16 protein-coding genes are annotated in these 25,843 nt (G+C 45.2%); 2 read left to right on the forward strand and 14 right to left on the reverse strand.

Features of this window, described 5'->3' with window-relative positions:
• Positions 1-79: 79 nt before the first annotated feature.
• The 6 genes from GKS34_RS20195 to GKS34_RS20220 form a co-directional block, all read right to left on the reverse strand.
• Entirely contained in the window at positions 80-637 is a 558-nt protein-coding gene (locus tag GKS34_RS20195; protein WP_163386797.1) for a Uma2 family endonuclease, read from the reverse strand.
• Between the two features lie 175 nt (positions 638-812).
• Entirely contained in the window at positions 813-3,779 is a 2,967-nt protein-coding gene (locus GKS34_RS20200) for a glycosyl hydrolase (protein WP_163386798.1), read from the reverse strand.
• A 32-nt stretch (positions 3,780-3,811) separates the two neighbouring features.
• Complete coding sequence (locus tag GKS34_RS20205; protein ID WP_163386799.1) at positions 3,812-5,344, reverse strand: sulfatase family protein; 1,533 nt, start codon at positions 5,342-5,344, stop codon at positions 3,812-3,814.
• A 29-nt stretch (positions 5,345-5,373) separates the two neighbouring features.
• The gene (locus tag GKS34_RS20210) at positions 5,374-6,867 is read right to left on the reverse strand and encodes an L-fucose/L-arabinose isomerase family protein (RefSeq protein WP_163386800.1); all 1,494 of its coding nucleotides are present in this window, start codon (positions 6,865-6,867) and stop codon (positions 5,374-5,376) included.
• A gap of 46 nt (positions 6,868-6,913) precedes the next feature.
• On the reverse strand, positions 6,914-8,167 hold the full coding sequence (locus GKS34_RS20215) for an MFS transporter (RefSeq protein ID WP_163386801.1): 1,254 nt from the start codon (positions 8,165-8,167) through the stop codon (positions 6,914-6,916).
• Positions 8,168-8,476: 309 nt separating this feature from the next.
• Positions 8,477-9,250: a GntR family transcriptional regulator gene (locus tag GKS34_RS20220; RefSeq protein WP_163386802.1), complete on the reverse strand. Its 774-nt coding sequence runs from the start codon at positions 9,248-9,250 to the stop codon at positions 8,477-8,479.
• A gap of 363 nt (positions 9,251-9,613) precedes the next feature.
• On the opposite strand from GKS34_RS20220, the gene GKS34_RS20225 reads away from it, so the two are divergent.
• Positions 9,614-10,675 carry a carbon-nitrogen hydrolase family protein gene (locus GKS34_RS20225; RefSeq protein WP_163386803.1) on the forward strand — a complete coding sequence of 354 codons (1,062 nt, stop codon included), beginning with the start codon at positions 9,614-9,616 and terminating at the stop codon, positions 10,673-10,675.
• A 196-nt stretch (positions 10,676-10,871) separates the two neighbouring features.
• On the opposite strand, the gene GKS34_RS20230 is transcribed toward GKS34_RS20225, so the two are convergent.
• Both GKS34_RS20230 and GKS34_RS20235 read right to left on the reverse strand, forming a co-directional pair.
• Entirely contained in the window at positions 10,872-12,527 is a 1,656-nt protein-coding gene (locus GKS34_RS20230; protein WP_163386804.1) for a glycoside hydrolase family 140 protein, read from the reverse strand.
• A gap of 171 nt (positions 12,528-12,698) precedes the next feature.
• Positions 12,699-13,199 carry a LolA-like protein gene (locus GKS34_RS20235; protein WP_163386805.1) on the reverse strand — a complete coding sequence of 167 codons (501 nt, stop codon included), beginning with the start codon at positions 13,197-13,199 and terminating at the stop codon, positions 12,699-12,701.
• A 259-nt stretch (positions 13,200-13,458) separates the two neighbouring features.
• Between GKS34_RS20235 and GKS34_RS20240 the strand changes: the two genes are divergently transcribed.
• Positions 13,459-14,970 (forward strand): ArnT family glycosyltransferase, encoded by a 1,512-nt coding sequence (locus GKS34_RS20240; RefSeq protein WP_163386806.1) that lies wholly within the window; start codon positions 13,459-13,461, stop codon positions 14,968-14,970.
• A 588-nt stretch (positions 14,971-15,558) separates the two neighbouring features.
• Here the strand turns inward: GKS34_RS20240 and GKS34_RS20245 are convergent.
• The 6 genes from GKS34_RS20245 to katG all read right to left on the reverse strand — a co-directional run bounded on the left by GKS34_RS20245 (position 15,559) and on the right by katG (position 25,612).
• Positions 15,559-16,095 (reverse strand): MFS transporter, encoded by a 537-nt coding sequence (locus GKS34_RS20245; protein WP_240459384.1) that lies wholly within the window; start codon positions 16,093-16,095, stop codon positions 15,559-15,561.
• Positions 16,096-16,808: 713 nt separating this feature from the next.
• The gene (locus GKS34_RS20250; protein ID WP_240459385.1) at positions 16,809-19,286 is read right to left on the reverse strand and encodes a TonB-dependent receptor domain-containing protein; all 2,478 of its coding nucleotides are present in this window, start codon (positions 19,284-19,286) and stop codon (positions 16,809-16,811) included.
• Positions 19,276-20,622: an HTTM domain-containing protein gene (locus tag GKS34_RS20255; protein ID WP_240459386.1), complete on the reverse strand. Its 1,347-nt coding sequence runs from the start codon at positions 20,620-20,622 to the stop codon at positions 19,276-19,278. Before GKS34_RS20255 ends, GKS34_RS20250 begins: the two co-directional genes overlap by 11 nt.
• A 34-nt stretch (positions 20,623-20,656) precedes the next feature.
• A complete protein-coding gene (locus GKS34_RS20260; protein WP_163386807.1) occupies positions 20,657-21,760 on the reverse strand; it encodes an imelysin family protein in 1,104 nt (367 codons plus the stop codon).
• An 81-nt stretch (positions 21,761-21,841) separates the two neighbouring features.
• The gene (locus GKS34_RS20265) at positions 21,842-22,990 is read right to left on the reverse strand and encodes a hypothetical protein (RefSeq protein WP_163386808.1); all 1,149 of its coding nucleotides are present in this window, start codon (positions 22,988-22,990) and stop codon (positions 21,842-21,844) included.
• Between the two features lie 351 nt (positions 22,991-23,341).
• The gene (gene katG / locus GKS34_RS20270) at positions 23,342-25,612 is read right to left on the reverse strand and encodes a catalase/peroxidase HPI (protein WP_163386809.1); all 2,271 of its coding nucleotides are present in this window, start codon (positions 25,610-25,612) and stop codon (positions 23,342-23,344) included.
• Positions 25,613-25,843 lie beyond the last annotated feature (231 nt).

The raw sequence follows: 25,843 nt of genomic DNA on the forward strand, positions 1-25,843 counted from the left end.
GAGTCGGTTAGTTTGAAATGCAAAGCAGCGAAAAACGAAATTGCCGATTGGCTTTTCCTATGCAGCAGGGGAACCAAACTCAGTCTTTAATGAGCACATCCTTTACAGAAAGCTTTTGGTCCATCAGGGAAATCTCCTCACCGGGCAGGTATCGTTGGATGCTGGCATAGGTTCCTTTTTTCGGATTCGTATGGACTTCAATCAAATTGGTACCCAAATCGATAATCCAATATTCCTGAATGCCGTGTGAGGCATAGAGGGGCAGCTTTATTTCCTTATCAAACTTGATAGAAGCATCGGCAACTTCGATGATGGCCAGTACATCGGCAGGCTTCGGATGAGCGGATGCATAAAAATCCGTGCTGTGTTTTAACAGGGAAATGTCCGGTTCGGGCTCATTCCTACCATCGATTTGAACAGGATTTTGAACCCGAACGATAAACTTTCCCTTTGCAAGTTGATGCATGATCATCGCCAGATGATCTACCACTGCTGCATGTCTACTTCCAATGGGGCTCATCTCGTATATCTCACCGTGTATCAGTTCCAAACGGTCATCCGGCTTTAGAATACCCATCTCCGCCATTTTGTGGTATTCGGCTACATTGATCAACCGTTTTACTACTTCAGTTGCCATACTATTCCACATTTTCTGTTCTTAAAGATAATCAATTTGGGTGTCAAATGCCAGTGGGCTTTTTATCTTAGAAAAACCACATTTTCGATCCGCCCATTCGTGTAAACTCCCGGGATTGCTCGTATACCTGGTGAACGCTACCCAACCAATTTCTTCCTAGTGAAAATCCGATCGGTCAAGGCAAGGCTATCGGTAAAAGGGTACGAAGCGTAACCGGCCCAAACAATCCCGACGGGATCAAGGGCGCCTCCTCCCAAGGCACCCGGATATGGCTGATCCCTTTTATGTTCGTCTCCCCGATATGCGTTTGTGTGTAGTTCGCGCCCGTTAAGGCATCGCCGGTAATTCGATTGGACCAGGTGTTGGCTACCTCCACCTTTAAAGTGTTGATGCCTGGCAAAAGCTGATCGGTCACATCAAAGCGGTAAGGCTTGGTCCAGGTGATGCCCAATCGCTCTCCATTTAACCACACTTCCGCCACATGAGAGAGGTCACCCAGGTCAAGGTAGGTTCTGGCCTCGGGGTGATCAGTAGGATACATGGCATGTACGAACTGCTTTTCATAGAGAGCGGTACCAGAAAAGTACCGGATTCCTTCCACCTCAGAATCCGTCCAGGATGTCAGTTCCGGAAACACAGCTTTTTCGGGAGCACCCCAACCTTGGGGAAAAAACACCTCCCAGGCACCGTCCAGCTCGGTTTGCAGGAGGCTGTTGTGAATTTCCCGCGCCCCTTCGGCGTCTTGTAAAAAGAAAATCCCCTCTTCCCATATCGCAAGGCCTTCCTGCAAAAAACCCATTTTCGGCGGATGAAAACCCGCTCCCAACACCTGCGCAAAATGGTCTCGCTCGCTTCCGGGCCGAAATACAACGAATTTACTTTCGTAGGGAGCCAATGTCAGCGGGAGAACGATGCCCTGCTCTTTTTGTTCGTAGACGCTTGCAGCGACTACCTGCCCCGACACCGGATCCCAGATTTCTGGCACCTTCCCCTGTTGGCGAAAAGTCACACTTCGGGAAACCCATTCTTCCCGGGTATTGACCACAAAATAGAAATCCAACCCCTCTTTTTGATAATGCGTATAATCCAGCTTATAAAATCCCTTGTCTTCGTAATCAAAATCCGGCACCAGATCCATAGACTCCAATAGTTCGGAGGGATCGGCGTTATTATAAATAGCCGGGCCTCCGGATTCAAAATTTTGAGAATTAAAGGGTTGCCATAAATCATCCAGCCATCCCTCCATATTCGGCATGCCTGGCTTGATTTTTCTTTGGGCTATTTCATACGGCTTGGGGCCCATAATTACAGCCCCATTTTCTGCCAACTCCTTCAGTTTAATCAAAACTTCCGGATGAATTTCATACTCGTCCGCCATCGCCAACACCCTAAACTTTGCTCCATTTCTGGGATTTACGATCTCTCCATCCTGCACTTCCAGTCCCAGAAGAATTTCCGAATTGACCAATTCATAATCATAACCTGCCCCCGGGGAGAACCGACCCTGTTTGTGTCCTCCATAATTGGGAATGGTGTCCCCATAATAGTAAAGGAAATCAGCTTTAAAATCGGCTTCCTGGAGGATAAAAGAAATCCTGGCCAGGTATTCATTGAAAGGCCTGATTTTAGGCCACCATACCCGTTTGTCGTTATAGTGGGTGCCGGCATGATAGACAATGCCGGGAAAACCGGTTCCTTCAGGGTTATGGGTAGAGCCATGAACAACCACCTTATTCATGCCTTCCGCAAAGGCCCGATCTCCGATTGGCTTCATTTCAAAGGGGCCTTCCTGCCAGTGTTGGAATGAAGTAAAGGCTTCCATTTCAACAATTCCCAGACCATAGATGTGAGCGGCCGAGGAGACCTCTTTTACTACACGCAAAATATCCATCCCCTCTTCATTGTACCGGCCGTGATTGATCCAGAATTCACCCCTGGGAATGTCCAGCCCTTTGCCCAAGGCTTTTAACGGTTCCACGGGAACGTTGTGAAGGGGAAGACCGGGTCCTCCGGCCTCACTGTTGTTTTTGAGGCCATGCGCATGGCAGACTTCTTTGGATTTCATGTAAAAATTTTGGATCATCAGTTCCGATAAGGTTCGCTGAAAATCAGCCCGGAAATTGGCTGTTGTTTCTGCTGAAAATTCCGCTTCTTCAAATAGGATGGGCAGGAGTTTTTTGACTTCATATCCGTTGATCGCCTTGAATATCTCCGGTAGCGTGGGGGTCCAGGTAAAGCCTCTTGCCTCATAACTAGCCATATAAAGGCTTTTCAGGGCAGTTTGCCTCAGGTCTCCTAATACCGATTGCAACCGGTCGATGATGTAATTAAAATGGAAGGCTGTTGCCTCGGCGTCGTAATGGTCCACGATAGGACCTGCAGAATATTTGCTGGGCAAAATCAGGTTTTCGCCTGAATTGGAACAAACGTACCTTATAATTTTCCATTCCCCTTCCGGAGCCTCCCAATCCAAAATCTCCGTTTCCGGATTGAAAAATTCGGAAATATCCCTGATTTGGCTGGTATCTGCCAGACTTTCTCCGGAAAATTCTGGAATCGCCAGCAGGGCGATTTCGGCTGCATAAACCGGTTTACCATCCGCTCCGAATTCGATCATCCGCTTTCTTCCTCTGGGATCCGTTTCCGGTATTTCGGGAAAAGGAATGGTGACTTTTAGGTTTTTACCTCCACTCAGATTAACTTTTGACTGGTAGATGGATTTGGCTGCATGCTCCGGAGTAAGCCAGTTACCTCCCGCATTCCAGCTACTGGCCGTATTCAAGCCTACTTCCAATCCCAGTTTCCCGGCTTCCTCTACCGCAAATTGAATGGTTTTCAGGGATTCCTCCCCCAAAAATTCCGGGCCTGTTCCCACCAGAACGGTATCCCTGGAGCCGATTTCGAATATGGTAAAACCAGATACCCCGGCTTCCTTGAATGCATGAATTTCTTCCTTTAACCGCAGGCTGTCTACATGCCCTCCCAGCCACCAGTGGTAAACGTTAGGGTAAGCATAGGAAGGCGGGGTTTGAAACCCGCTTTGAAACTTTTCATATTCCGGGCTATTTTGTCCAAACCCCGGCAAAATAAGCCCGGCAAAAAGACCCGCCAGGATAAGGATGTATTCGAATTTTGTATTCATGGTCTGGAGATTATGGGGTTTAAAATTCGTTACTATTGGGTAAGCGAGCTGCGTTCCGGTAGCGGATGCCATTCCAGAAACGGATCACCGCTCTCCCTGATCCATGCTGATAATGCTGCCTTCATGGTGTTTTTGACAGACAGGTAATTTTCTTCATAGGCCAGATTGGTTGTTTCGCCCGGATCCTTCCACAAATCGAACAACTGCTCGTTTCGTTCTCCCTGATTATACAGGTTATATTTAAAGCGCCTGTTCCGAATCATTCTTGCATGCCTGCTGGAATCCAGTTTATCATCGGCCAACTGCACGACTAAATAGTCCCTTAAATTCTTCCGGGGATCTTCCAACACCGGTTTCAGGCTTTTACCAGTAAATTGAACATTATCTCCGACGTTGGCATAATCCAATAAAGTTGGCGCCAGGTCTACTCCCGAGACCAACTGCTCCCGGTTAATATTTCCGGACGGAATATGCCCTTTCCAACGGATAATAAAGGGAACCGTAGTTGCCTCTTCATATAGACTCAACTTAGCTGCCCAGCGGTGCGCAGCGGCACCATCCCCATGTTCGCTGGTCAGGACCACAATCGTATTTTCATCCAGCCCCGCGGATTTAAGTGCGTCCATTATTTTTCCTATTTCTTTGTCTACCATCTCCGTAAACAGGTAATAATGGTACAGGTAGGCCCTCCAGTCTTCGGGGGTATAGTCTTTGGTTAACAGCAATTCATCTCCATAATGGTCCATCAACCGCTTCTCGTCAAGGAATTCCGGCTCATCTTCGGCAATTTCAAAATTGGGGGGCAAAGGAGGCAGGGTATCCAACTCATCTGGCCCAGCATATTCTCCAGGCCTTCTCGGTACATGGCAAATGTCATGTGGATTGTGAAGGGAAACGGCCAGAAGAAAGGGATTTTCACTGTTATACTCCTGAATATAATTTACCGCTGCATCTGCAATGGGACCATCAGTGTCCTCACCGAGATCCCAGGCCTCATCCAGGGATTGAAAGGGAATTACTTTAAACCCAGACACAGAATCCATTTTGTCTTTTGCAGGGTAGGATTGAGGCAGGTGCCATTTACCTACCCAGGCTGTCTGATATCCTGCATCTTGAAAAAGATGACCAATCGTGGGTACGGAGGGATCGATGTTTGTGGAATTCCATACCACCCCCGTCTTATGGGGCATCCTTCCGGTAATCAGGCTGCTTCTGGCAGGGCCGCATACCGGACTGGTACAGTAAGATGCTGTAAAATAGGTGCCTTCAGCTGCCAGCTGATCCATCGCAGGCGTATGTAAATTTGGATTTCCCAAATAACTGATGGCATCATTGGTTTGCTGATCGGTTAGTATGATCAGGATATTTGGGGTTGCGTTTTCTTCCCCTTTTTGGGAGCAGCCCATAAAAAACAGCATGGCAGCTAAAATCGAAATCTGAAAGGCTGGCTTAATTGCCTTCTTCGGAAGAAGATTTAAAAAGTAGTGGTCAAACGGTGCTGCCAGATAGTTGCAGGCCTGCTTCCATTTTGTTTTGATCATCAATAACCCTAGATTAATAGCCATTTTCATAATGTTTTGGTATTCTACCTGGTTTAAGACACGATTACCGATTCAATAGTTAGGTAATTGCTGATTTTTTGAATACTGCTGGCATGATGCCCAATACCCAACGCAAAATGATGGGTAGGGCCTTCCTTGATCCATTTCGTGAGAAAGGTCCGTACATCCGGCTTGAAAAAGCCCCGTGTGTTGGTGTTGCCCGTCGGCGGGATGGGGCCCGCGACCGATTCCCCCTCGGCAATTACAAATTTGAATTTTCCTTCGAAGGTAGAGCCAATGCTTAACATGGTAATGGGCCCTTCCTTGATCTTGAATTCCACGCCTGCACCAAAGCCGGGCTTGCCATGGTATTTCTTTAAACTCCGCAGGACCGGCTTCCCCTGGGCTATGGAAATATTGTGTGGTCCATCATGTCCTACCAGTACAAAATTTTCCTTAAAATCCACGGGATGAAACTCCGCAAAACTGCCACCGATCCCCAGGCGGTCCATGATAAACATGGCCAGGCAGGTCTTAAGGTCAGATTCCCCACACATGGGAAAACCAGAACTGGTTAGCAGGGAATTGCCCACGATCAGGTTGGACATGACCAGTTCGGTAGGGCTATTGGCTTCCCCATTGTAATAGTAAGCCAAACCATCCAGATCTTCGGCAGTTACGAATTTCTTCAGGGCCAGGGAGGCCTTTGCGGCCACGCTTAAGTCGGCAGGCTTTAATTTTTCCGAAATGGGGTCGGAAACCGGGTCCGGCGTGTCAAAAAATGAAAGGATGCGCTTTTCTTCCTGCGCTACCTCTGCCTCGGTCACCTGATTGACGTACTGGTTAACAATTTGATTGGCCTCACACTGTACCACATGTACACCAAAATGAGCCGTAAGCATGGTCGCATCGGTATGCATATCCAGCATGGCTTCTATGGGATGCCCGATATGCCCTATTCTTGCTGTTTTTAGCCCATGCAAAACCTTTGCAATCCGGCAATATTCTCCAATCAACGCTTCTGCCTCCGGATCATCGTAAAGGGTTCCGATAATGACTTCCGGAACCTCCTTTCCCAATCTTACCGCCACCCCGGCAAATTCCGGAAGGGAGCAGATATCATCGTTATACAATTGCATGTAGGTCGATGCCCGGGAATAATCCATCGCTTTATCCGGCTGCAAAGCGACCAATACAATGGGGGTTTCACAGTTTTTGATGATTACTCCAAAGGTGCTGGAGGTAGCATACGTAAGCATATCACAAAAAATCAAATCCAGATTGGCAGCCTTAAGCCGAGGCACCAAATCATAAGCAGTTTGGGCGTCGTCCACCAGGCCAAAATCTACCACTTCCACTTGATTTGTATTGATCTTTTCAATCAGCACCTGTTGCTTTTCAAGAAGAGCTTCCAATAAACCATCGAACTGTGACCAGTATTTAAAATACCCGACGCCAAACACACCTATTCTTGGCAAGGTTTCCTCCCTTCTTACAATTTGTTGTTTCCCCCCATTCTGGGTGTTTCTCTTTTTGGGTGTCTTCATGTTATTTATTTTTTAAAATGCTTTTGTCCCGAACGATAAACCTCGTTTATCCGTTTAACTCTTTAGAAATTCCCCCATTTTTAAATTCGAATAACCTAATCTTCGGAATAAATACCAGTAGAATTATAAATGCCAACGGGTACATCATCCCGGATACCAACCACAAGGGACCATAGGAATGGTTTTGGGCCACCCATCCAATCACAGGATTGATGATCATCCCGGATACTGCTCCTGCCGTTCCTGAAAGCCCCACCACCGTGGAAGTGGCATAATTCCCGAATACATCTCCAATTGCCGTGATGTAATTGGTGATCCAAAAGCCATGGGCCAGCATCATTAATGACATAAGCAATATGGCCACCTCGACGGATGAAACGGTGGAAATAAAAGGTGCCACCAGCGTGAGCGCAGCAGCAAAGCCCATGACCCATTTTCTAGCGGCATTGATACTAAGGTTTCTGGCGATTAATTTATCCGAACACCAGCCGCCCAGGATGTTGGACAGTCCGAGGGCCAGAAAAGGAATCCAAAACAGTTCTCCAATCCTCTCAAAGGAAAGGTTCCGTTCCTGATTGAGGTATTTGGGTACCCAAAACATCAAAAAATAAAATACCGGGTCCAATAAAAACCGGATAAGTATGAAGGCTTGTACGGTTCGGTTTTTTAGCAATTGGAGCAAGGGAACCTGAAGTGGGCTTGCATCTTTCTTTTTTGCCCTTTGTGAAACTGCGTGCAGGCTTTTTTTCCAGGAGGGAATAAACCAGGCAATTACCCAAACCACCCCAATGATTCCCGGAATGATAAAAGCCCAACGCCATCCATATTGTCCGGATATCACTATGGTCAGCGGAGGAGCTACGACAGCACCTATAGCCGCTCCGCCAATGGCAACTCCATTGGCCAGGGCCCTTTCTTTTTTATCAAACCATTCGTAGACGGTTTTGGCTGCTCCGGGAAAACAGCCCCCCTCTCCCATACCCAGTAAAAACCGAAATCCAAGCAAATGGTAAAAATTACTCATGATACCGTGAAGTGCACTGGCAACAGACCATAGTCCCACAGACAAACCCAACCCTAACTTGCCGCCAACCTTATCAATCAAGCGCCCACCAACCGTAAACATTAAGGCATAACTGATCAAAAATCCGGTATTAACCCAGCCATACTCCACATCCGAAATGGACAGCTCCTCCTGAATTTTTATAATGGTCATGGACAATACCTGCCGGTCCAGAAAATTCAGACCCGTGGCTATAAACACCAGAATCAATATGTACCAGCGGATTTTTGGGTTCATTTACTTAACGCTCTAAGTTATAAAAACAATTATATATCCTTTGACTTAAAAAAACAAGAGGAAATGGCATTTTAACAATTTTATTGTGAAAATTGCGTATTCAACCTAATATTAGTCTTTGATTAGCATCATATCAAAACACCTCCTAACGCACTATGTCAAAAAAAGGAATCAAAAATAAAATAGGTTTTTGTTAAACAGGAAAATAATTACCTCAGGATCAGGTTTAGCAGCTAGAAAATCAAAAAAAGATCATGCAACAAGCCAGAGAAAAAAATTGGTGGAAATAAAAATGGCTTAATAGGTGGATCAAACCTTTTTTGTGCCAGAATTAACGATCTCATTGTATTCAGGATGGGCAATAATGGCAAATTTATATTTATCGCCCCGGTACATTGATTTTTCCAATTCAAGGACAGTCCCTGGTTGGCACAAAACCACACTATCCAAGACGAAAACCGGCAAAGCTTCCCTGACTTCAAAATTGTTGGCCTGATCATCCGGGGGAAGGATAATGGTACTCAGGTTTTGCTTGATATCTGAAATTTTATGATTGTACTTGTCTTCATACACCTTAAAATAAGAAAGATCCGTTGAAAGCATGTTGATCCGGGGGCATAGCTTAATGGATATATACTTGGTTTCATCTTTCAGCAATAAATCATCGGCGTACCTTAATTGATGTACTTTCAATACCGGTCCTTCCATAATGTAGTGTTTTCCACTTATCTCCGTCGAAATACCATGATCCAGTATGGTCTTCTCTAACACAACAGTCTTTGGTTGGAAACCTTCCACCTTCAGTCCTTCATCAAACCCTCGCCTTGTGGCATCAATGGAACCTAAAACCCGCAGCAAATGATGGTCTTCCGTCTTGTTTAACACAAAAGTCCCCTTCCCCTTTATGCGTTGTGCATAGCCTTTTGTCTCGATAAGTTGAAGGCTTTTCCGGGCAGTGGTATTGCTGACACCAAAAGTATGGATCAATTCGTTTTCTGATGGAACCTTATCTCCGGGCAACCATTCCCCGGACCGAATCTTTTCAATTATCCAATCGCTAATCTTGACGAATTTTGGCTTCATTTATTTCAGATTTTTTCCATTTTATAGCGGGATTTCCTTAGCCGCCGAGTGCGTATGATTATTCCAGGCTCACCAATAGCTTTTTACCCATTAAAGTCCCAAAATTAAATCAAATTGATATAAACCCTATTCTGAACCAAAAAAACATCCCGGGAGCGGTAGGCTTATTGTTTTTGAAACCAACTGGTAAATGCAGTTCTAAACATACAATATTTCAAACTTAAGGATTATACTAAAATCTTACCTGCACCCGCCAAAAACTTAAATATTTTCTGTAACCAATGGAAAAGGTTCGGTAAATTACCAATTCTGCAACCATTTCGTTTACATGATATACATAAGACAAAATTAAATCGACACACCATGGATAAGAAACCCAATCCCCGAAGAAAATTTTTGAAGACAGCAGCCTTAACTGCCGGTGTATCATCGGTGGGTATCTTGCCTGCCCGAAGCCAACCTTTCCAGGGATCAGAAGCTTCTGAGAAATTGCCCCGGGAAGTATGGGTCGCCGGTATTTCTCAAACCGATATTAGGGAGAATACCGCAGAAGAGATGTTTGACCGGATTTTTGACCTGATGGATAGGGCATTGGTAAACCAACCCGACATCATCTGCTTACCCGAGGTATTTCATACCTCAAACGTAGCAAAAAAATACACCCTTTCAGAGAAATTGGCTCTTTCCAAAAAAGTCATGCCCCGCATGGCGGCTTTTGCTAAAGCTAACCGTTGTTACCTGGTGGTTGCTGTAAATACAGAGGAAAACGGCAACATATTTAATTCGGCCGTTCTATTAGATAGAAATGGGTTTCGGGTTGGTGAATACCGTAAGATCCACCTGACCGAAAATGAAATAAACAACGGACTTACACCCGGCCCCCTAGATCCGCCGGTTTTCCAGACTGATTTCGGTAAAGTCGGCATACAAATCTGCTTTGATGTGATGTGGGATGATGGATGGAAAAAGCTGAAGGATAAGGGTGCTGAAATCGTATTTTGGCCTTCTGCCTATGGGGGTGGACAGAGTCTGAAGGCGAAAGCCTTGCAACATCGTTATGTACTCGCCACCAGCACCCGAAAGGGCAGTTCCAAACTCTGGGATATTGAAGGTAGCGAATTGGCGCAAACCGGGTTCTGGGAAAAAAATTGGTATTGTGCCCCGGTAAACCTGGAAAAAGCATTTTTACATACCTGGCCTTTTGTCCAGCATTTTAATGAAATCAAGGAAAAATATGGGCGGAAAATTCGCATTACTAACTTTCACGAAGAAGAGTGGTCGGTAATTGAAAGTTTATCCCCGGAAATTTTAATTGCCGATATCCTGAAAGAATTTAACCTGAAAACCTACGACCAACACCGGCATGATTCTGAAATGGCCCAAATCAAAGCCAGAAATTCAATGACATTGAAAAAAGTAAACTGATCTGTGTAACCATCTTCCCTGTAAACATTCCGAAAAATGAATCTTGGAGTGTATCATAAAGAGGCGTTTTCCCTCGCATTGGTTTGTTTTTTACCCACCAATAAGGTGGTGTTTCTTTGGTCTGCCATTCCGAATTTAAAATAGAACCAGAAAAAGACATTCTAAAACGCACTAAAATGACCAATTTATTAAAATGCTAGTCCACTTTCCTTATCAGAAGGACCCAGTCTTCAATAGAAGGAGCTACAAATTTTTGTTGCCCCCCGGTTATCCCACCAGTTCTAACCCAGGTACCAGTATCCGGATCAAACCAAAGTATTTGAAAAGTACCATTCTCCAGTAAAAATTCAACCTCAGGAACCTTTCCAGCGGGGAAATCCGTCCCCGGGTTTTCTCCCGATGGATTTGCCAGATAAATAATCATATTCTCCCTGTCCCGAATAACTTTGTATTTAAAAGGCTCATTGCCCACAAGGGCATCATCAGGCTGCATCCCTGCCAGATCAATCCCTGCTGTAGAAAAGAATTGATGGATATGCCGGAAATCATGCGCGCCCTGAGAAAGAATCCCCCTTTTATTGGCGTCAAAATATCCGGAAACGCCCTTTTCCATCCCTTCAAATGAAATGTAATCGTTACTCATCTGGCCACGGGGCCCAATATTGTGTCCACCATACGCCTCATAGGTCCTCAACCCCCCATAGGTGGCATGCCCTCCTGAAAGAAGGGAAGCCCACATCAGCCTTCTGAAAAAATAACGTCTGTGAGCAGCAGGGCGATACAGTTCGTACCGGTCCTCATCATTAACAATGGGTTGCCTGATTTTTTCGCGGTACTCCAGAATTTTTAATCCAGCTACCTGATCCAGATCCTCCAGCGTTACAAAATCAGACCAGGGCTCCTGTGCAAAATCATAGCCTTTAAACCGTGACTGGTGATTGGTAAGCAAGGTTCCCCAGGGTTCTCTGGCAGCCATGTCTCTGCCCATTAAATTAATGGTTTCAAAATGAACCTCTCTTCCGGATAAACTATCCTTAGTTACGATGACCATGTCGTTTGACATGGTCCATTGGATGTTGGGAAAGGAAGACCAGCGGGCCTGGGCATACTGGGCGACTTTGAGGGCGGCTGGATTTCCCGATGCATAGCTGTTGATAAGATCGGCATCCTCCGCATAGGGAATCAATTGCAATACGATATGGGGGTGATTTTCCAGGGTGTATATGATCCGGCGTTCTATTTCCCGCCAATAATTGAGGGCGATGGTTTTGCCATCTCCCTCAAAAAGATCACTTACTGCAGACCGTTCCATAGCAAACCAGGTTCGGATTTTCGTTGCGCCCATTTCACTTGCCTGGTCGATGTATTCCTTCCAAAACGGTTCTGAAGCTACGACAAATCTGTAGCCGGTATCACCGATATGCAGAAACCAATCTCCGTTATGATATGCGAATTGATACGGATCCCTGGGATGAACAGTCAGCTTCCCTTTCAGCTTAGAGGGCAGTACTTCAAATGATCCGGACAAGCCGTCCATGGCAGGGTCATTGGACTCGGATTCCCAGGTCCAGATTCCTGTTTCCTTGCAATAGGCTCTTGCCTTAAACAATGATCCGCCATCATTAAACCCGTCTACCGTAACGCTACTACCTCCCGGTAAGGTAAAAACAAGTTTCAGGTCCAATTCATAGAAGGGATCTTTCCCCTTTTCGGAAGTGTGGAAACTCAATTCGTACACACCATATTGAAGTGCCTGTTTCGAATCTCTTTCCATGACGTTTTGGCCCGCACAATGGATGGCATACGAAAAGAAAATAGCGATCAATAAATGAAAAGCGATTACTGGTCTCATGGGAATACCTGCCTGATTAAACACATAGATACTTCAACTGGATTGGCCAATGCAATATCGAATTAAAACAAATTCACCAAATTTTCCTAAATCAGGACTTATCTATTCCCAGTCAGGTTAATTTCGAAATATGTCTGAATCAGGAAAGATACGTCGCTAAATGATTTACTCTTATTTTGGACGGGAGAAAATCAGTTCGTCCACTTCCGGGTTCAATTCCACCTCTTGGAAAGTGATGCTTTGGACAGTTTGACCATTTACTTTCACTACTGTAAAATAAGGAATCATGATGCCATCCACTTCCTGATAATCACTCAGATAAGTTTCGAAAAATTGTCCCTTCATCGGGCCCGTCTCAACTTCTGACTTCTGCATGACAGGCACGAAATATTTTTTGTCAAAGTAGTAATAGACTACTTCCCCATTTTCTTTTGTCAGCCTGATCTCATAGGTGGGTGTACCCTCTACTTCACTGCTACCTAACAATTCAAGGGTATGCCCATTTTTTGCATAGTCGATGAAATCGCCTTCAATATTGCTTTTTACCATACTTTCCGCCATTTCGGTTGGCATGGACTGTGGATCGGGGCCGGTATGCATAGGAAACAACCACCAGGCATCTTCTCCATCAAAGGCCTGAATCATGGACTGACCCTGAAAGTCTACCTCCACCCGCTGTTTATTGGGTCGGGCCCGGGTAATATTACTTTTAGATCAGCAATAAAAGTTGCCAATATCGGTAAACCATCCCTTTAATTCTAATTAATAATTCATATGACACCAGAATAACAAATAAAAAAAACAAAAGATTAAACCCTGAATTGAAAACATTTGAAAAGTCACATTATTGAGCTACCTTAATCTTAAAGATTATGTAGTTCACCTTTATAATCCAAGATTAGTTTAGCCTCCATTATTGAGTCAATTTTCAATGGCTACAGACCAAGCAAAATATTCCTTGCACTTTTGGCTATTGACTTTAGGTCTGGCTGTAACCAAAATCCTGTTTACGCTTCGACCGGAAATAAACTTATTTACCGAAGAAGCGCACTATTGGTTATGGTCGCGTAATATGGCATGGCATTATTATTCGAAACCCCCTTTAGTAGCGCTTCTAAATTTACTTAGTACCTCTCTTATGGGTCATACGGAGATTGCTGTTCGTATCAATGCTATTCTAAGTGGTATAGGAGTCGCATGGATTACGTTTCTTTTTGGATCTTACCTTTATTCAAAGAAAGTTGGCTTCTGGTCTGCAGCAGTCATTCAAGGCATGCCATTCTGGTGGCTGGCCTCCACATTTCATGTGACGGATTCATCCCTTACCTTTTTTTGGATTTTGACTATCTATTTTTCTTATAGAGGAATTAAGGAAGAAAAAAAGGGATGGTGGGTTGCTGCTGGTATTGCTACTGCTGTGGGGTTAATGGCAAAATTGGTGATGGCACTGATATACCCATCGCTTTTGTTGTTTTTATTTTACAATAAAAAATGGAATTCTCAAAAAATAAATTTTCTTATTTTTTTTGCGATAAGCAGTTTGGGCTTGGTCCCTTTAGTAATCTGGAACTGGCAAAACCATTTCGATACTTTCAAACATTTAGCAGCATTAGCCGGGGCTGATGGTATCGACCTAAAACAGTTTAAAATAACTGACGCCGTAAATCGATTTATCATCTATTCGAACGAGCAATTGGCTATTATATCTTTACTATTACTACCGTCCTGGCTGGGAATGATATATTTTATTTTAAAAAGAAAGAATGCTGTTATGGCGTTTCTCGTTACACCTGGTATATCAGCATTTTGGTTGTTTGCATGCCTGAGCTTAATTGACGAGGTAAATATTAACTGGCCAGCATTTGCCTATTGTGGATTTGCAATCGCTCTGGGGAAATGGATGGAACTGCAAACCAAGAGCTGGAAAGTAATCAGCAAATGGGGTATCTTCCTTAGTATTGGTTTACCTGCTATTTTCTTACTTCCGGATTTCGCAAAAATAAAGTCAAATAAGCTTTTCCGAATAAAGGAACAAAAGGTGATCGTTAGATTACTTGGTCATCGAAATTTAGCAGAAAGAATCGATTACCTAAAAGATAGTCTCGCTATTCAAAAAGACTTTATTTTTTCTGATTCTTACCATACAGCTTCAGAGCTCTCGTTTTACCTTTCGGGACATCCGCAAACCTATGTGCTGAATATGGGGTCTCGTAAAAACCAATTTGATCTGTGGAATGGAATGGAAAAATTTATCGGACAAAAAAATACCGGAATCTTTGTAAGCTGGAATTTTGACTCAATGGAGGGGGGGGCCATCTTTCAACAATTAATTCACGAAGAATCTTTTCTTTCGACCTACCATGGTATTCCAAGACGGGCGGTGAAGATTCAAATATGGAAAAACTTATTGGAATACAGACCGAATATTCCTTCCTCCTACTAGTCCAAATTGCAGCTAATTGCTTATACCTAATTGATAATCTTTACGTTCTTTTTTTTTGTTTTAAGTTGGTGAGTTGCAATTTTTCATTGGTTAAAAGGCCAGGGGCTGGTCTGAAGGATGTTAAAAACCTTCCTTAAATTGTAGTTGATCAATAGGAATTGTCGGACAGGGAAAGCGCTCTGCCTCAGGCCTCGGTACCTGGTGTGGCGATCTATTTTTGGGTATTCTGCGCTTTTCTATTACCCCATCAACTTTTTTTGCCATTTTACTTCAGGTAGTGTCTTACTGTAAGTACCTTTCTGTAAGCCAGTTTACGAAGTCGGAGGTAAAGCGTTTTTGAATTATCGTTCTTGTAAAAAATGGGCCGAAGATCTGTATCGGACCTTAGCGTTCAGCATACAATTTCCACCTCCTATTCCTGCAACATGAGACCGCTGTTATTGCGTGCAGGCATTTATCAAAATTTAATTAGACAACAGGTATTCATCGCCTATGTTTCCAGCCAAAACCGGGCGAACCAAATCCAATGATTGCAATTAAAATAAGTCTGGCTGTTATTTAACAAAGAAAATTTTGTGTTTTTCTATTTCAAACCACCAAATAATTCCAATAAATGAGCGACGATTTTGTCGGAGACTGCTTCTTCCATCCTATTGGTGGACAATCAGATTTCGTAGCCCCCGGTTTGTATTGTTCTGGATTGGGGAGGTAGCCAAAAAGGCCATTGGCCAAGGCCCTTTCCTTTATATCCCACCTTTCGTAAACGGTTTTCGCAGCGCAGGGAAACCAGCCTCCCTCTCCCATGCCCAATAGAAACCGAAACCCCAACAAATGGTAGAAATTACTCATTACACCATGAAGCGCACTGGCAACTGACCAAACGCCTACAGACAAGCCCAACCCTAGTTTTCCGCCTACCTTGTCAATCAAGCGCCCACCAACCGTAAACATTAAGGCATAACTGATCAAAAATCCGGTATTAACCCAGCCATACTCCACATCCGAAATGGACAGCTCCTCCTGAATTTTTATTATCGTCATGGACAATACCTGCCGGTCCAGAAAATTCAAACCTGTGGCGAGGAATACCAATGCCAATATGTACCAGCTGATTTTTGGGTTCATTGTAGGAAACGCTCGGGACTTTAAAACAATAATATCAACATAAATCCCGTAATACAAGCGTTTTAGTGGTTTACATTTATCGATTTTTACTGCCCCCCAACTTCTAAAGTTCCTGTCAACCATCTGAACCGAGCGTCCTTTGTAAAACGGCAGTTTCATTTTGGCCAGGCGAAGCGAAGACTGGCCAGCTAGCGCCCTATTTCCTGACTTAAACTAATAAAGTCAGAAAATCTTACCCTAAAACTATCGGCACAAAGATCTCTCCTATATCACCTTGATTGGGCGAGAGGTAGAACGTTTTCTTTACCTATGGAACATCTGCAGTAGTTTTTAGAAAATTTGACCTAATCCATTCCCCCTGTATTCGTTAGGTTTGTTCGATGCATTGCTATGTTTTATACCCTAAAAAATCACTATTACATAAATTAGCGGGAATAATTTACCAAAGGTAAATTTTTATGAAAACCACAACAAAAACAATTAAAGCGAATCAGGAAATTCTTGTTAGAAAAGGAATCTTTACCGAATTTTTTTCGGCCTATCCGGACACCACTTCGATGCCTGTTCGCTAAGAAGATAGCCAATACATCGAGTATTTGGCTTTGGATAAGCCGGATTCGATTCAGTTCATGCCGTACTCATTTTTCCCCCGGTCCAGCTTACCTGCTGCAATACTAGTCCTTGTCCTGGCCCTTCACCTATGCTTTATTTACTTAAAACTTCATCTCAAAAGTGGCATAAAAACCCCTCCCATCCGCCGGAATGATGCCCGGTCCCGGATAAGCATCGGCGCGACGGGTAAAGTACTGCTCGTTAAAAAGATTGTTGATGCTCATTTCCAGGGCAAACGATTTCCAACGGTAGATGGCGGAAATATCCGCTACGGAATAAGAAGGGATCAGCCCTTCTACCGCCGTCGCCGTTCGGACTGCATTCGAAGCATCTGAAAAATGGGCGTCCACGTAGGAATACTGTCCCGATACAGAAAAGCCTTTGTAGCGAAAAGTACTTCCCAGCTTGAGGGTTACCGGTGGTACCATCTCTACTTTCCGGTTGCGGATGGCCGTGTCTTCGGTGCGAATGTAGCGGGCATCAATTACGGAAAAATTCCCGAAAACCGTCCATTTAACCTGATTCTCGTCCTTTCGAAGAAGGTTGAGCAGGGAGAATTCGCCAAATGCCTCAACTCCCAGATTACGGGCATCCGCGATATTGGTGCGGTACCGGTAATCGTTGAAAAGCACCGAATCGGTGCGAAGCACCTGCCCGATTTTCCCAAAATACCGAAGGTAAAATAAGGTGACTTCATAGGTAAATAGTTCTTCCTTACTTCCCTTTATACCCAAATCCGCTGTATATCCACGCTCATCGGTAATATTGGGGTCTACACGTAGATTCGGGTTGTTTATCCGCAAATCGGTGAAATTGATGGCGCGGTAATTCTGTGACACGTTCGCATAAAACTCCACCGCTTCGTTTTTCCGGTAACTCGAACCCAGGCCAAAAAGCAGGAAGCTACGGCGACGCTCGAGTTCCTCATCGAAGCGATTTTCGACCAGGACATTGCCGGCACCATCATACACATATTGTTTGTAATAACCATCCGCAAAGGTTTGGATATTTTCCAGACGTACTCCCGGGGTGAGGCTGAGTTTAGGGCTGAGGTTGATAATGTTCTCGGCAAAAACAGCATAATTCCGGTTCGGAAAAGCGTAATCCGAGTCTTCCAAATCATCGGGGTTAAGGTACCGAAAATCGGCATCGCTCCCCCGGCTTCCCCAGCCCTGTTTTGCGGTGGTTGTGCCGTGATAGGCCCGTGTACCGACCAGGAAGGTCTGGGTTTCCTTTCCAAGCCGGTACCAATGCAACAGCCGGGTTTCATTGCCAAAATTGCGAAAATCACCTGAAATAAGGGTGCGTTCCTCTCCAAAGTCGGCGACATTAATGCGCTCAAGATTGCCTATGGATTGCCGTGACGCCAGTAAAGCGAAATTACGCGTGTTGAGCTTTGTTTGATCCGAAAAATTATAGGTAAATGTCAGAGCACCGAGGTTCCAATCCACGTTAAACCAATTACGGTCGCGAAAGGACCGGCGCGGATTTTCCTGAAATTGGCGGTCGGTCAAGCCTCCTGCTTGTTGCGTCAGGTAATTCATTTTGGTTAATTCCAGGCTACCCGAAAATTTTTCGCTGAACGTATAGTCAAGGGACGTGTAAAAGTTATGTGCCTTAAAACCCGAATTGGGGCGGTAGCCGTTGCCGCTTTTGTGTTGATAATAGGTATAATAGCGAAGGTTTCCAACCTTACCTTCCAGGCTGTTAAAAGAGCCAAAAAAGCCCCAGGACCCGCCAGACTGTCGGCTGGTCAGGCGAATTTTGGCATCTTCGGTTCCTCTCCGGAAACGAAAATTAAGCATGCCGCCAAACTGGGTGCCGTATTGCAAAGAGGCCGCGCCCCGCACAACCTCTATTCGCTCCAACGCCTCTACAGGAGGCGTATAATAAGACTCTGGATAACCCAGCGCATCTGCGGAAATGTCATAACCATTTTGGCGTACGTTGAAATTGGAAGTTCGATTGGGGCTAAGTCCCCTGCCGCCGATTCCCAGTTGGAGCCCGGTTTGGTCGCTTTCCCAGATGTTTAACCCGGTAATCCGCGAATATACCTGCCTTGCATTGTTGGTGGCAGTATTGGCTACCATTTCTTTGAGTACGATTACCTCACTTTTTCGCCCATCATAGACGCCAAAATTCTCTACGGACTGCAAGCGGGTAGCGGCAAAATCCTCAACCTTTCTGCCGTCAACCTGAACGTCTTCCAATTCATTTTCGATGTCAGCCAACACAAATTCCAGTCTGTCAATATCCTGATTGATCTCAAGAACCTTTGCTACCATCTTTTTGCCCAAGCAGAATGCCACCAAGGTCTGTTCACCGGCTGGAATGCCCAAAAGAGTAAAGTTCCCGTCTGAGTTTACCTCTGCCACCAGACTGCTGCCACGCAACACAATTTTGGGAGTTCCCATGCACGGTTCTCCTTTTATGAGGACCGTTCCGGAGACAGCAAAGGACTGTGCCTGGGCCTGAAAAGAAACGCCAACCCAGGCCAACAACATCAGCCCTAGAAGCAGCGCCGTAGCCACTCCATTCCATTTCCTTGTTGTTTCGTTTTCGTTACTGTTATAAGGCATTTTTTGCGTCTTTTTCGTAAGGCACGATCCATTTTTTCGGCCCGAAGGAGTCGGTTTCCTTCATAAGGTTAACAGTCGGATCAATTAGTAACTGACTGGGACGTCCATTGAGCGTAACATATACTTCGGCGCGTACTTGCGGGGAGTGCACCCCTTTTTCAGCATAGTACGCTCCGAGAAAATGGGCAAACTGAAGAATCATGTCGGGTTGCATGGCCATTTGTTTTTCCTGATGCGGGTTCAAAAACTCCCGGTTATCGACCACCCCTTCGCGACCAGTTTGGCTATCTTTTACATAAAAGGTGGCGGTGCCGGCTTTTTCCATAAGCATGACCCGCCAGCCAAACCGGTACCCTTGTTCGGTCCAGGATACATTGCCCTCGTATAGCAAATACCTCCATGGAAAAAGCAATTGAAACGTAAAATGAATAAGCAGCACCGCTGCCAGGATCCGTTCTTTGGTCTTAGGCGGACCTTTGGGCAAAGTGGCAGGACTTTTCCTCGTACCAAAATCAAAGAAAATAAGGGTGCCTCCCATCATGACGAGTGGGAAAATACCAATCTGAAAAAGAAGACCAGTAAGTGAATGAAAGATAATGACGGTGACATAGGCCCAGACCCTTGTGCGCCTGTAAAGCAGAAAGAAAACGATGAGGCAATCGTACAACATGCCAAACCAGGAAAAAATATAGGGGGTTACGGACCAGGTGAAAAGGGGGCCAAGGATTGGAATGTTGTCATGGGCAGGAAGCCATATTTTGAGCGGCAAAGCAAGTATCAGCCAGTCGTAATTGATTTTGGCTAGTCCTGCGTAGATGTACACGATGGCAATCTGGAGTTTGAAGATGACCAATACCCACCGAGGAACCCGTGCTTCGGTATCCCATATCGGAGGAGGTGAGGGAACGATGCAAAGGAAGGCACAAACGATACTTACATAATAGTAATGATTTAGGTAATAGGTAAGGTCAATAAGTTCTGTGTATGTAAAGGTCAGGAATAAAGTCACCGCCGAAAGGCGATACAACCACCTTGTACCAAGCATTACGCCGAAGGCTGCCAGCAACATCAGCCAGTGAAGGACGTACAGAGTGCCCGTTGAAAAAGGTTCGATCCACTCAAACCCCCAATAGTGAAAATGAACGATCGGTGTGGTATAGTGGTCTTCTATCCAGCCGAGCCACATAAAACGCGCCGTACCAACAGCCATAAGCAAGCCAAAAACTCCCCGAAACACAGAAAAGGGAGTCGCCCGGACGCGCTCCCTCAGTGTAGTCGAGAGGGCTTCAATACGTATAGAAGCCAGTAAGTTAGAAAGAAAAGTACTTTTCAGCACAAGGCGCAATCAATTAACAGCTCTAGATGGATTTTTAATCTCCGTCTCCACTACTAAACGTAATGGAAATCCCTAGCAGGGAGGACATATCACTTTTGAAAAACCGGGTTTGTTTCTGGAGTTCGGTGTGAAGCCTATCGGCGGGTGCCGGAGAAATTTGAATTAGCTCGGCAAGGGGTGGAGTCTCCGGCAGGTCTTCCAATGCTGCTTTCACCTCGGCCATCTGCGCTTCCGTAGCTTCAATAAGTGCCTGCCCCCCTTCTACCGATTCCAGGTATTCCCGAAAGCCGAGGCCATTCTGCCCTTGCCGGCTGCGCCCATGCCAACTATTTTCAATAGCGGTCAAGTGCAGACCCAACATTTCTGTCGATTTACCAGAATAATAGGCCTCTACCAACTGGGGTTCCGCTTGGGTTTGTCCCGGCCGTCTGCCCAATGGCAAACCCAGTTTGAAATTTTTTGCGCTTTCAAAACTTTTTACAAATTCATTGTACAGCATGGAGGTACTACTGCCCACATCCGTTCCGTCATTTTGAATAAATTCGGAGGTGTAGCCTCCGTTCCAAGCCGAAAGCACCTCACCTATTCTTCGGTTAATGTCGGATACGGCTCCCAACAGATAATCCTTTCTGTTTTGGGAAGAAAAGGTCTCAACCACTGCTTCATCTGTGTTTTCAGTGCCAAAAATCAGGTATTCTACAGCCAGAAAGCCCCGTGCATCGCGGTTAAAATCGTTAAAATTCGGAGAGCCGATGATGGCGGTTTCGATTTTCTCCACGGAAACAGGAAACGTACCCACCTCCTCTAGCAAGGACCTGCGGATACCGTCCTCCCCTGCCGGACCAAAATTGTAGGCATTGGCATATTGCCAGGAGGAATAGGCTGCCCCCCATGCTTCATGTAGGGCGTCTAACGAGTTCAAATCGGGGTTTTGGGTGAATTCTTCTGCCCTGCTCTCCAGTGCATTGACAGCGGTCTGCAACTCGGTATAAGCAGGGATGATTAGGTTTTGAGCCATATTTTCCAACATCTCGCTCCTGTCGAAGCTGTCTTGTATTGGAGCATCACTTTCTTCGCAAGAAATGACACCAACCAATATAGCTAATATGACTGCAGTTGGGTATAAACGTCGGTTCATAGATTTTTTGATTTTGTCTACATAAGAACTCAAAAACAACCCGCCAACCATTTTTGTTGGTGAGTCGTGCTGCAGGGAAACCTATCGGCCCTGCTCGCTAACCCAATTTTTCTTGAAATCCTCTATATCCTGGGTACTAAATTCATACAATGACTTTAACTGCTCGATTACCAGGGTAAGTTTTGGTAATTCATTTACAGGGTCAGTCGCAAATTTGTAAGAAGTGGGCACTCCGTCCTGAGGGGCGTTGAATAAAACCAATAATTGGTCAATTTGAGCATCGCTGATGCGTTTATCTACCTCAGAGATGGTGCGCCAGCCGTGCAAAAAACCCACCGCTTCGCTGTAGGCATGAAGGGCTGCTCCCATGTCCTCCGACGAAGGATTGGTAGCACTCAATCTGCTAATGGTAGCATGGCAGTAGTTAATGATCGTGGCGGCATTGGCTTTTTCCCAAAGCAACTTCACTTCAGAAATAGCCTCCTCTTTTCCCTCCTGATACTCCTGTCCCGCTTTGGTAGCCGCTTGCAGTTTTAGAAAAGCAGCTTTCATTTGGGAATACAGTCCATTGCCGTCATTTTTGTCGCGACGGGCAGCATAATTGGCCATAAAACGATCGCGTTCGCCCGATGCCACATTGGAAGATCCCGAGTTGGAAAAGGCGGGGGTTGCACCAAAAACAGCCAGTACCTGATCTACATTCTCAGAGGTCATTTGGCCGGAAAGCAGTGTTGTGGCATGATTGTATAGAGCGGCACCGAACAAGCCCTTCTCGGCAATTTGTTCCATCTCAAGACCATTCTCATCAAAAAGATAGCCTCCTAATGTTCCTCCTTGTCCCTGGGGTTCCCCGGGCGTATAAACGCTGCCTCCACTAGCCTTGGCTAATTCATCCAACCATCCACCTGTTCCAGTTAGTCGCTGCGCGTAATAGGTGGTCGATATGTCTTCTACACTTGGATTTCCAGCCGCATACAGACTTTCCAATGTCTCAAGGGAAACCGTTTGGCCTTGACGCCCTCGTTGCGCCTCGGCCGCCAATGCCGAAAGCTGGGTTAAAACTGCTGCCTCTGTGGCGGTGGCAGAGGAGAAGTCCGTACCATCATAAGCTGTAGGTATCTGCAATTCCGGAGGCGTGGGATCTTCCTCGTTGTCGCAAGAAAAAAAAGCAAGCCCCAGTACAAAAAGGGCAATAAGAGTAAGGTACCGGTTATCAAACAAACGTTTCATTAAGCGATTAATTTAATAGTTTACTACGATCATTTCCGATTTCGGAAACGCTTTCCTGCGTTTTCCGATGACAAATATAGGAAATTTTCGTTTATTTAAACTAATTCTAAATAAAAATCAGAAAAAAGAAGTCTCTGTATTTTACAAGCCAGTGAATGCTCCGTTTAAAGCAGCTACAACCCACTGAGGGACAAAGCCTATCCTGTTTGAATGTGAAAAACACAGATCTCAAAAAACTAAGGCAGACCTCCCACAGAAGTAGACTAGCTGCACACAAAAAGCCAGGTCCATGGACCTGGCTTTCTATCGGGTTGTTTCAACCCTTTTCTTTATTAGAAAATTTCCTCGGTTTTATTGGTAAATCAGGTCAAATCGATCCAATTTCATTACCTTATCCCAGGCCGCAACGAAGTCGGTAACAAATTTTTCTTTGGACGTTTCGCTTGCATATACTTCTGCCAAAGCCCTCAATTCGGAATTTGATCCAAAAATCAGGTCCGCACGGGTAGCTGTCCACTTCAAATCACCTGTCTTTCTATCCCTGCCCTCAAACGTTTCTTTGGTATCCGAACTAGCTTTCCATTCGGTACTCATATCCAACAGATGCACAAAGAAATCATTGGTAAGTGCATCCTTTTTGCTTGAAAAGATACCATGTTCGGATCCGTCGTAATTGGCATTGAGTGCACGCATGCCTCCTACCAACACCGTCATTTCGGGGGCGGTAAGGGTAAGTAATTGCGCTTTGTCCAACAGCAACTCTTCCGTAGAAATCGTGTATTGGGTTTTCAAGTAATTGCGAAAACCATCTGCCATGGGCTCAAGTAAAGCAAAGGATTCCACATCCGTTTGTTCCTGCGTGGCATCCATACGGCCAGGTATAAATGGCACCTTTACGGGAAATCCTGCATTAGCAGCCGCTTTTTCTATTCCAGCATTGCCCGCCAGAACAATTAGGTCTGCCATGGATACTTTTTTGGCACCGGATTTCTCGTTGAATTCGGCCTGGATGGCTTCCAATACACCCAAAACCTTCTCCAATTGTTCCGGATTGTTTACCTCCCAGTCTTTTTGTGGGGCCAAACGGATTCGAGCACCATTGGCTCCTCCCCTTCTGTCCGAACCACGGTAGGTCGAAGCGGATGCCCAGGCAGTTCCCACCATCTCGCTGATCGACAAACCGGAATTCAGAAGGCTAGATTTCAAAGCGTCGATATCCTGATCATTGACCAGCGTATGATTTACTTCCGGAATGGGGTCCTGCCAGATCAAATCTTCTGTAGGGGCTTCCGGGCCCAAATAGGTGGTCTTAGGCCCCATATCTCTATGGGTAAGTTTAAACCAGGCCCTGGCGAAGGCATCGTTAAATTTTTCCGGATTCTCATAAAAGTCTCTGGAGATCTTTTCATACACCGGGTCAAATCGCAAGGATAAATCGGTGGTCAGCATGGTAGGTTTGTGCTCTTTTTCCGGATCAAAGGCATCCGGAACCATCATTTTTGGGTCTACCGCTACCCACTGATGAGCTCCTGCGGGGCTTTTGGTCAGTTCCCATTCGTTTTCAAACAAATTGAAAAAGAATAAATGACTCCATTTTGCAGGAGTGGATGTCCAGATTACCTCCAATCCGGAAGTAATGGCATCGGCGCCTTTACCTGATTTATAGGAACTTTTCCATCCCAGACCTTGCGCTTCTATGCTCTCCGCTTCTGGCTCAGGTCCTACATTCGAGGCATCACCTGCACCGTGAGTTTTTCCCAATGTGTGGCCGCCGGCAATCAAGGCGACGGTTTCCTCATCATTCATTCCCATTCTTCCAAAAGTTTCACGAATGTCATGAGCGGCAAGTACTGGGTCAGGATTACCATTGGGACCTTCTGGATTTACATAGATCAATCCCATTTGTACCGCAGCGAGTGGATTTTCCAATTCTCGTTCTCCTGAATAGCGTTTCTCATCACCTAACCATTTGTTTTCGGCTCCCCAGTAAACATCCAATTCTGGTTCGTACACATCTTCCCTGCCCCCGGCAAAGCCGAAGGTTTTAAATCCCATGGATTCCAGGGCTACATTTCCTGTAAGCACCATTAAATCTGCCCAGGAGATTTTATCTCCATATTTTTGTTTTACCGGCCAAAGCAAACGCCTGGCTTTGTCCAGGTTGGCATTATCGGGCCAGCTATTGAGTGGCGCAAACCGCTGTTGTCCGGAACGGGAGCCACCTCGACCATCACCGGTCCGGTAAGTACCGGCACTATGCCAGGCCATTCGAATAAACAAACCACCGTAGTGCCCATAATCTGCAGGCCACCAGTCCTGAGATTCAGTCATCACCGCCTCAATGTCTTTTTTCAAAGCTTCGTAATCCAAGCTGTTAAATTCTTCTACATAATTAAAGTCTTCACCCATTGGATTAGAGAGAGAAGAATTGTGGCGAAGAATACTTAAATTCAACTGATTGGGCCACCAATCACTATTACTGGTGGCTATTCGATTGGAATTGCTTTTTTGGGTAGCGCCGGTGTACCCATCTGCCTCAGCTTCCTGACTTTTGTTGTTTTGACATCCTGAAAAAAGTGCGCCTATTATCAGAAGCCAACTAAATACAATTGAGTTTTTCATACGTTTTGACTGGTTTTTATTCTTACTTGGGAATCAAATATAATATCTATCATTTAATTTTTTTCATTGATTTTATCAATATTTGTTTGAAAAAATCAATAACTAGCTAAAATGATGCTTGGAATTTTGGGGTACCACCGAATTAAAAGTAAGCCATTACTTGTTGGCTGTAATCGGTATTTGTAATTGCCCATTCAGCCTATTTTTCTTGATCTTGCACTATCGCAATGT

It is taken from the genome of Cyclobacterium jeungdonense (assembly GCF_010994275.1).
GTDB classification, from domain to species: domain Bacteria; phylum Bacteroidota; class Bacteroidia; order Cytophagales; family Cyclobacteriaceae; genus Cyclobacterium; species Cyclobacterium jeungdonense.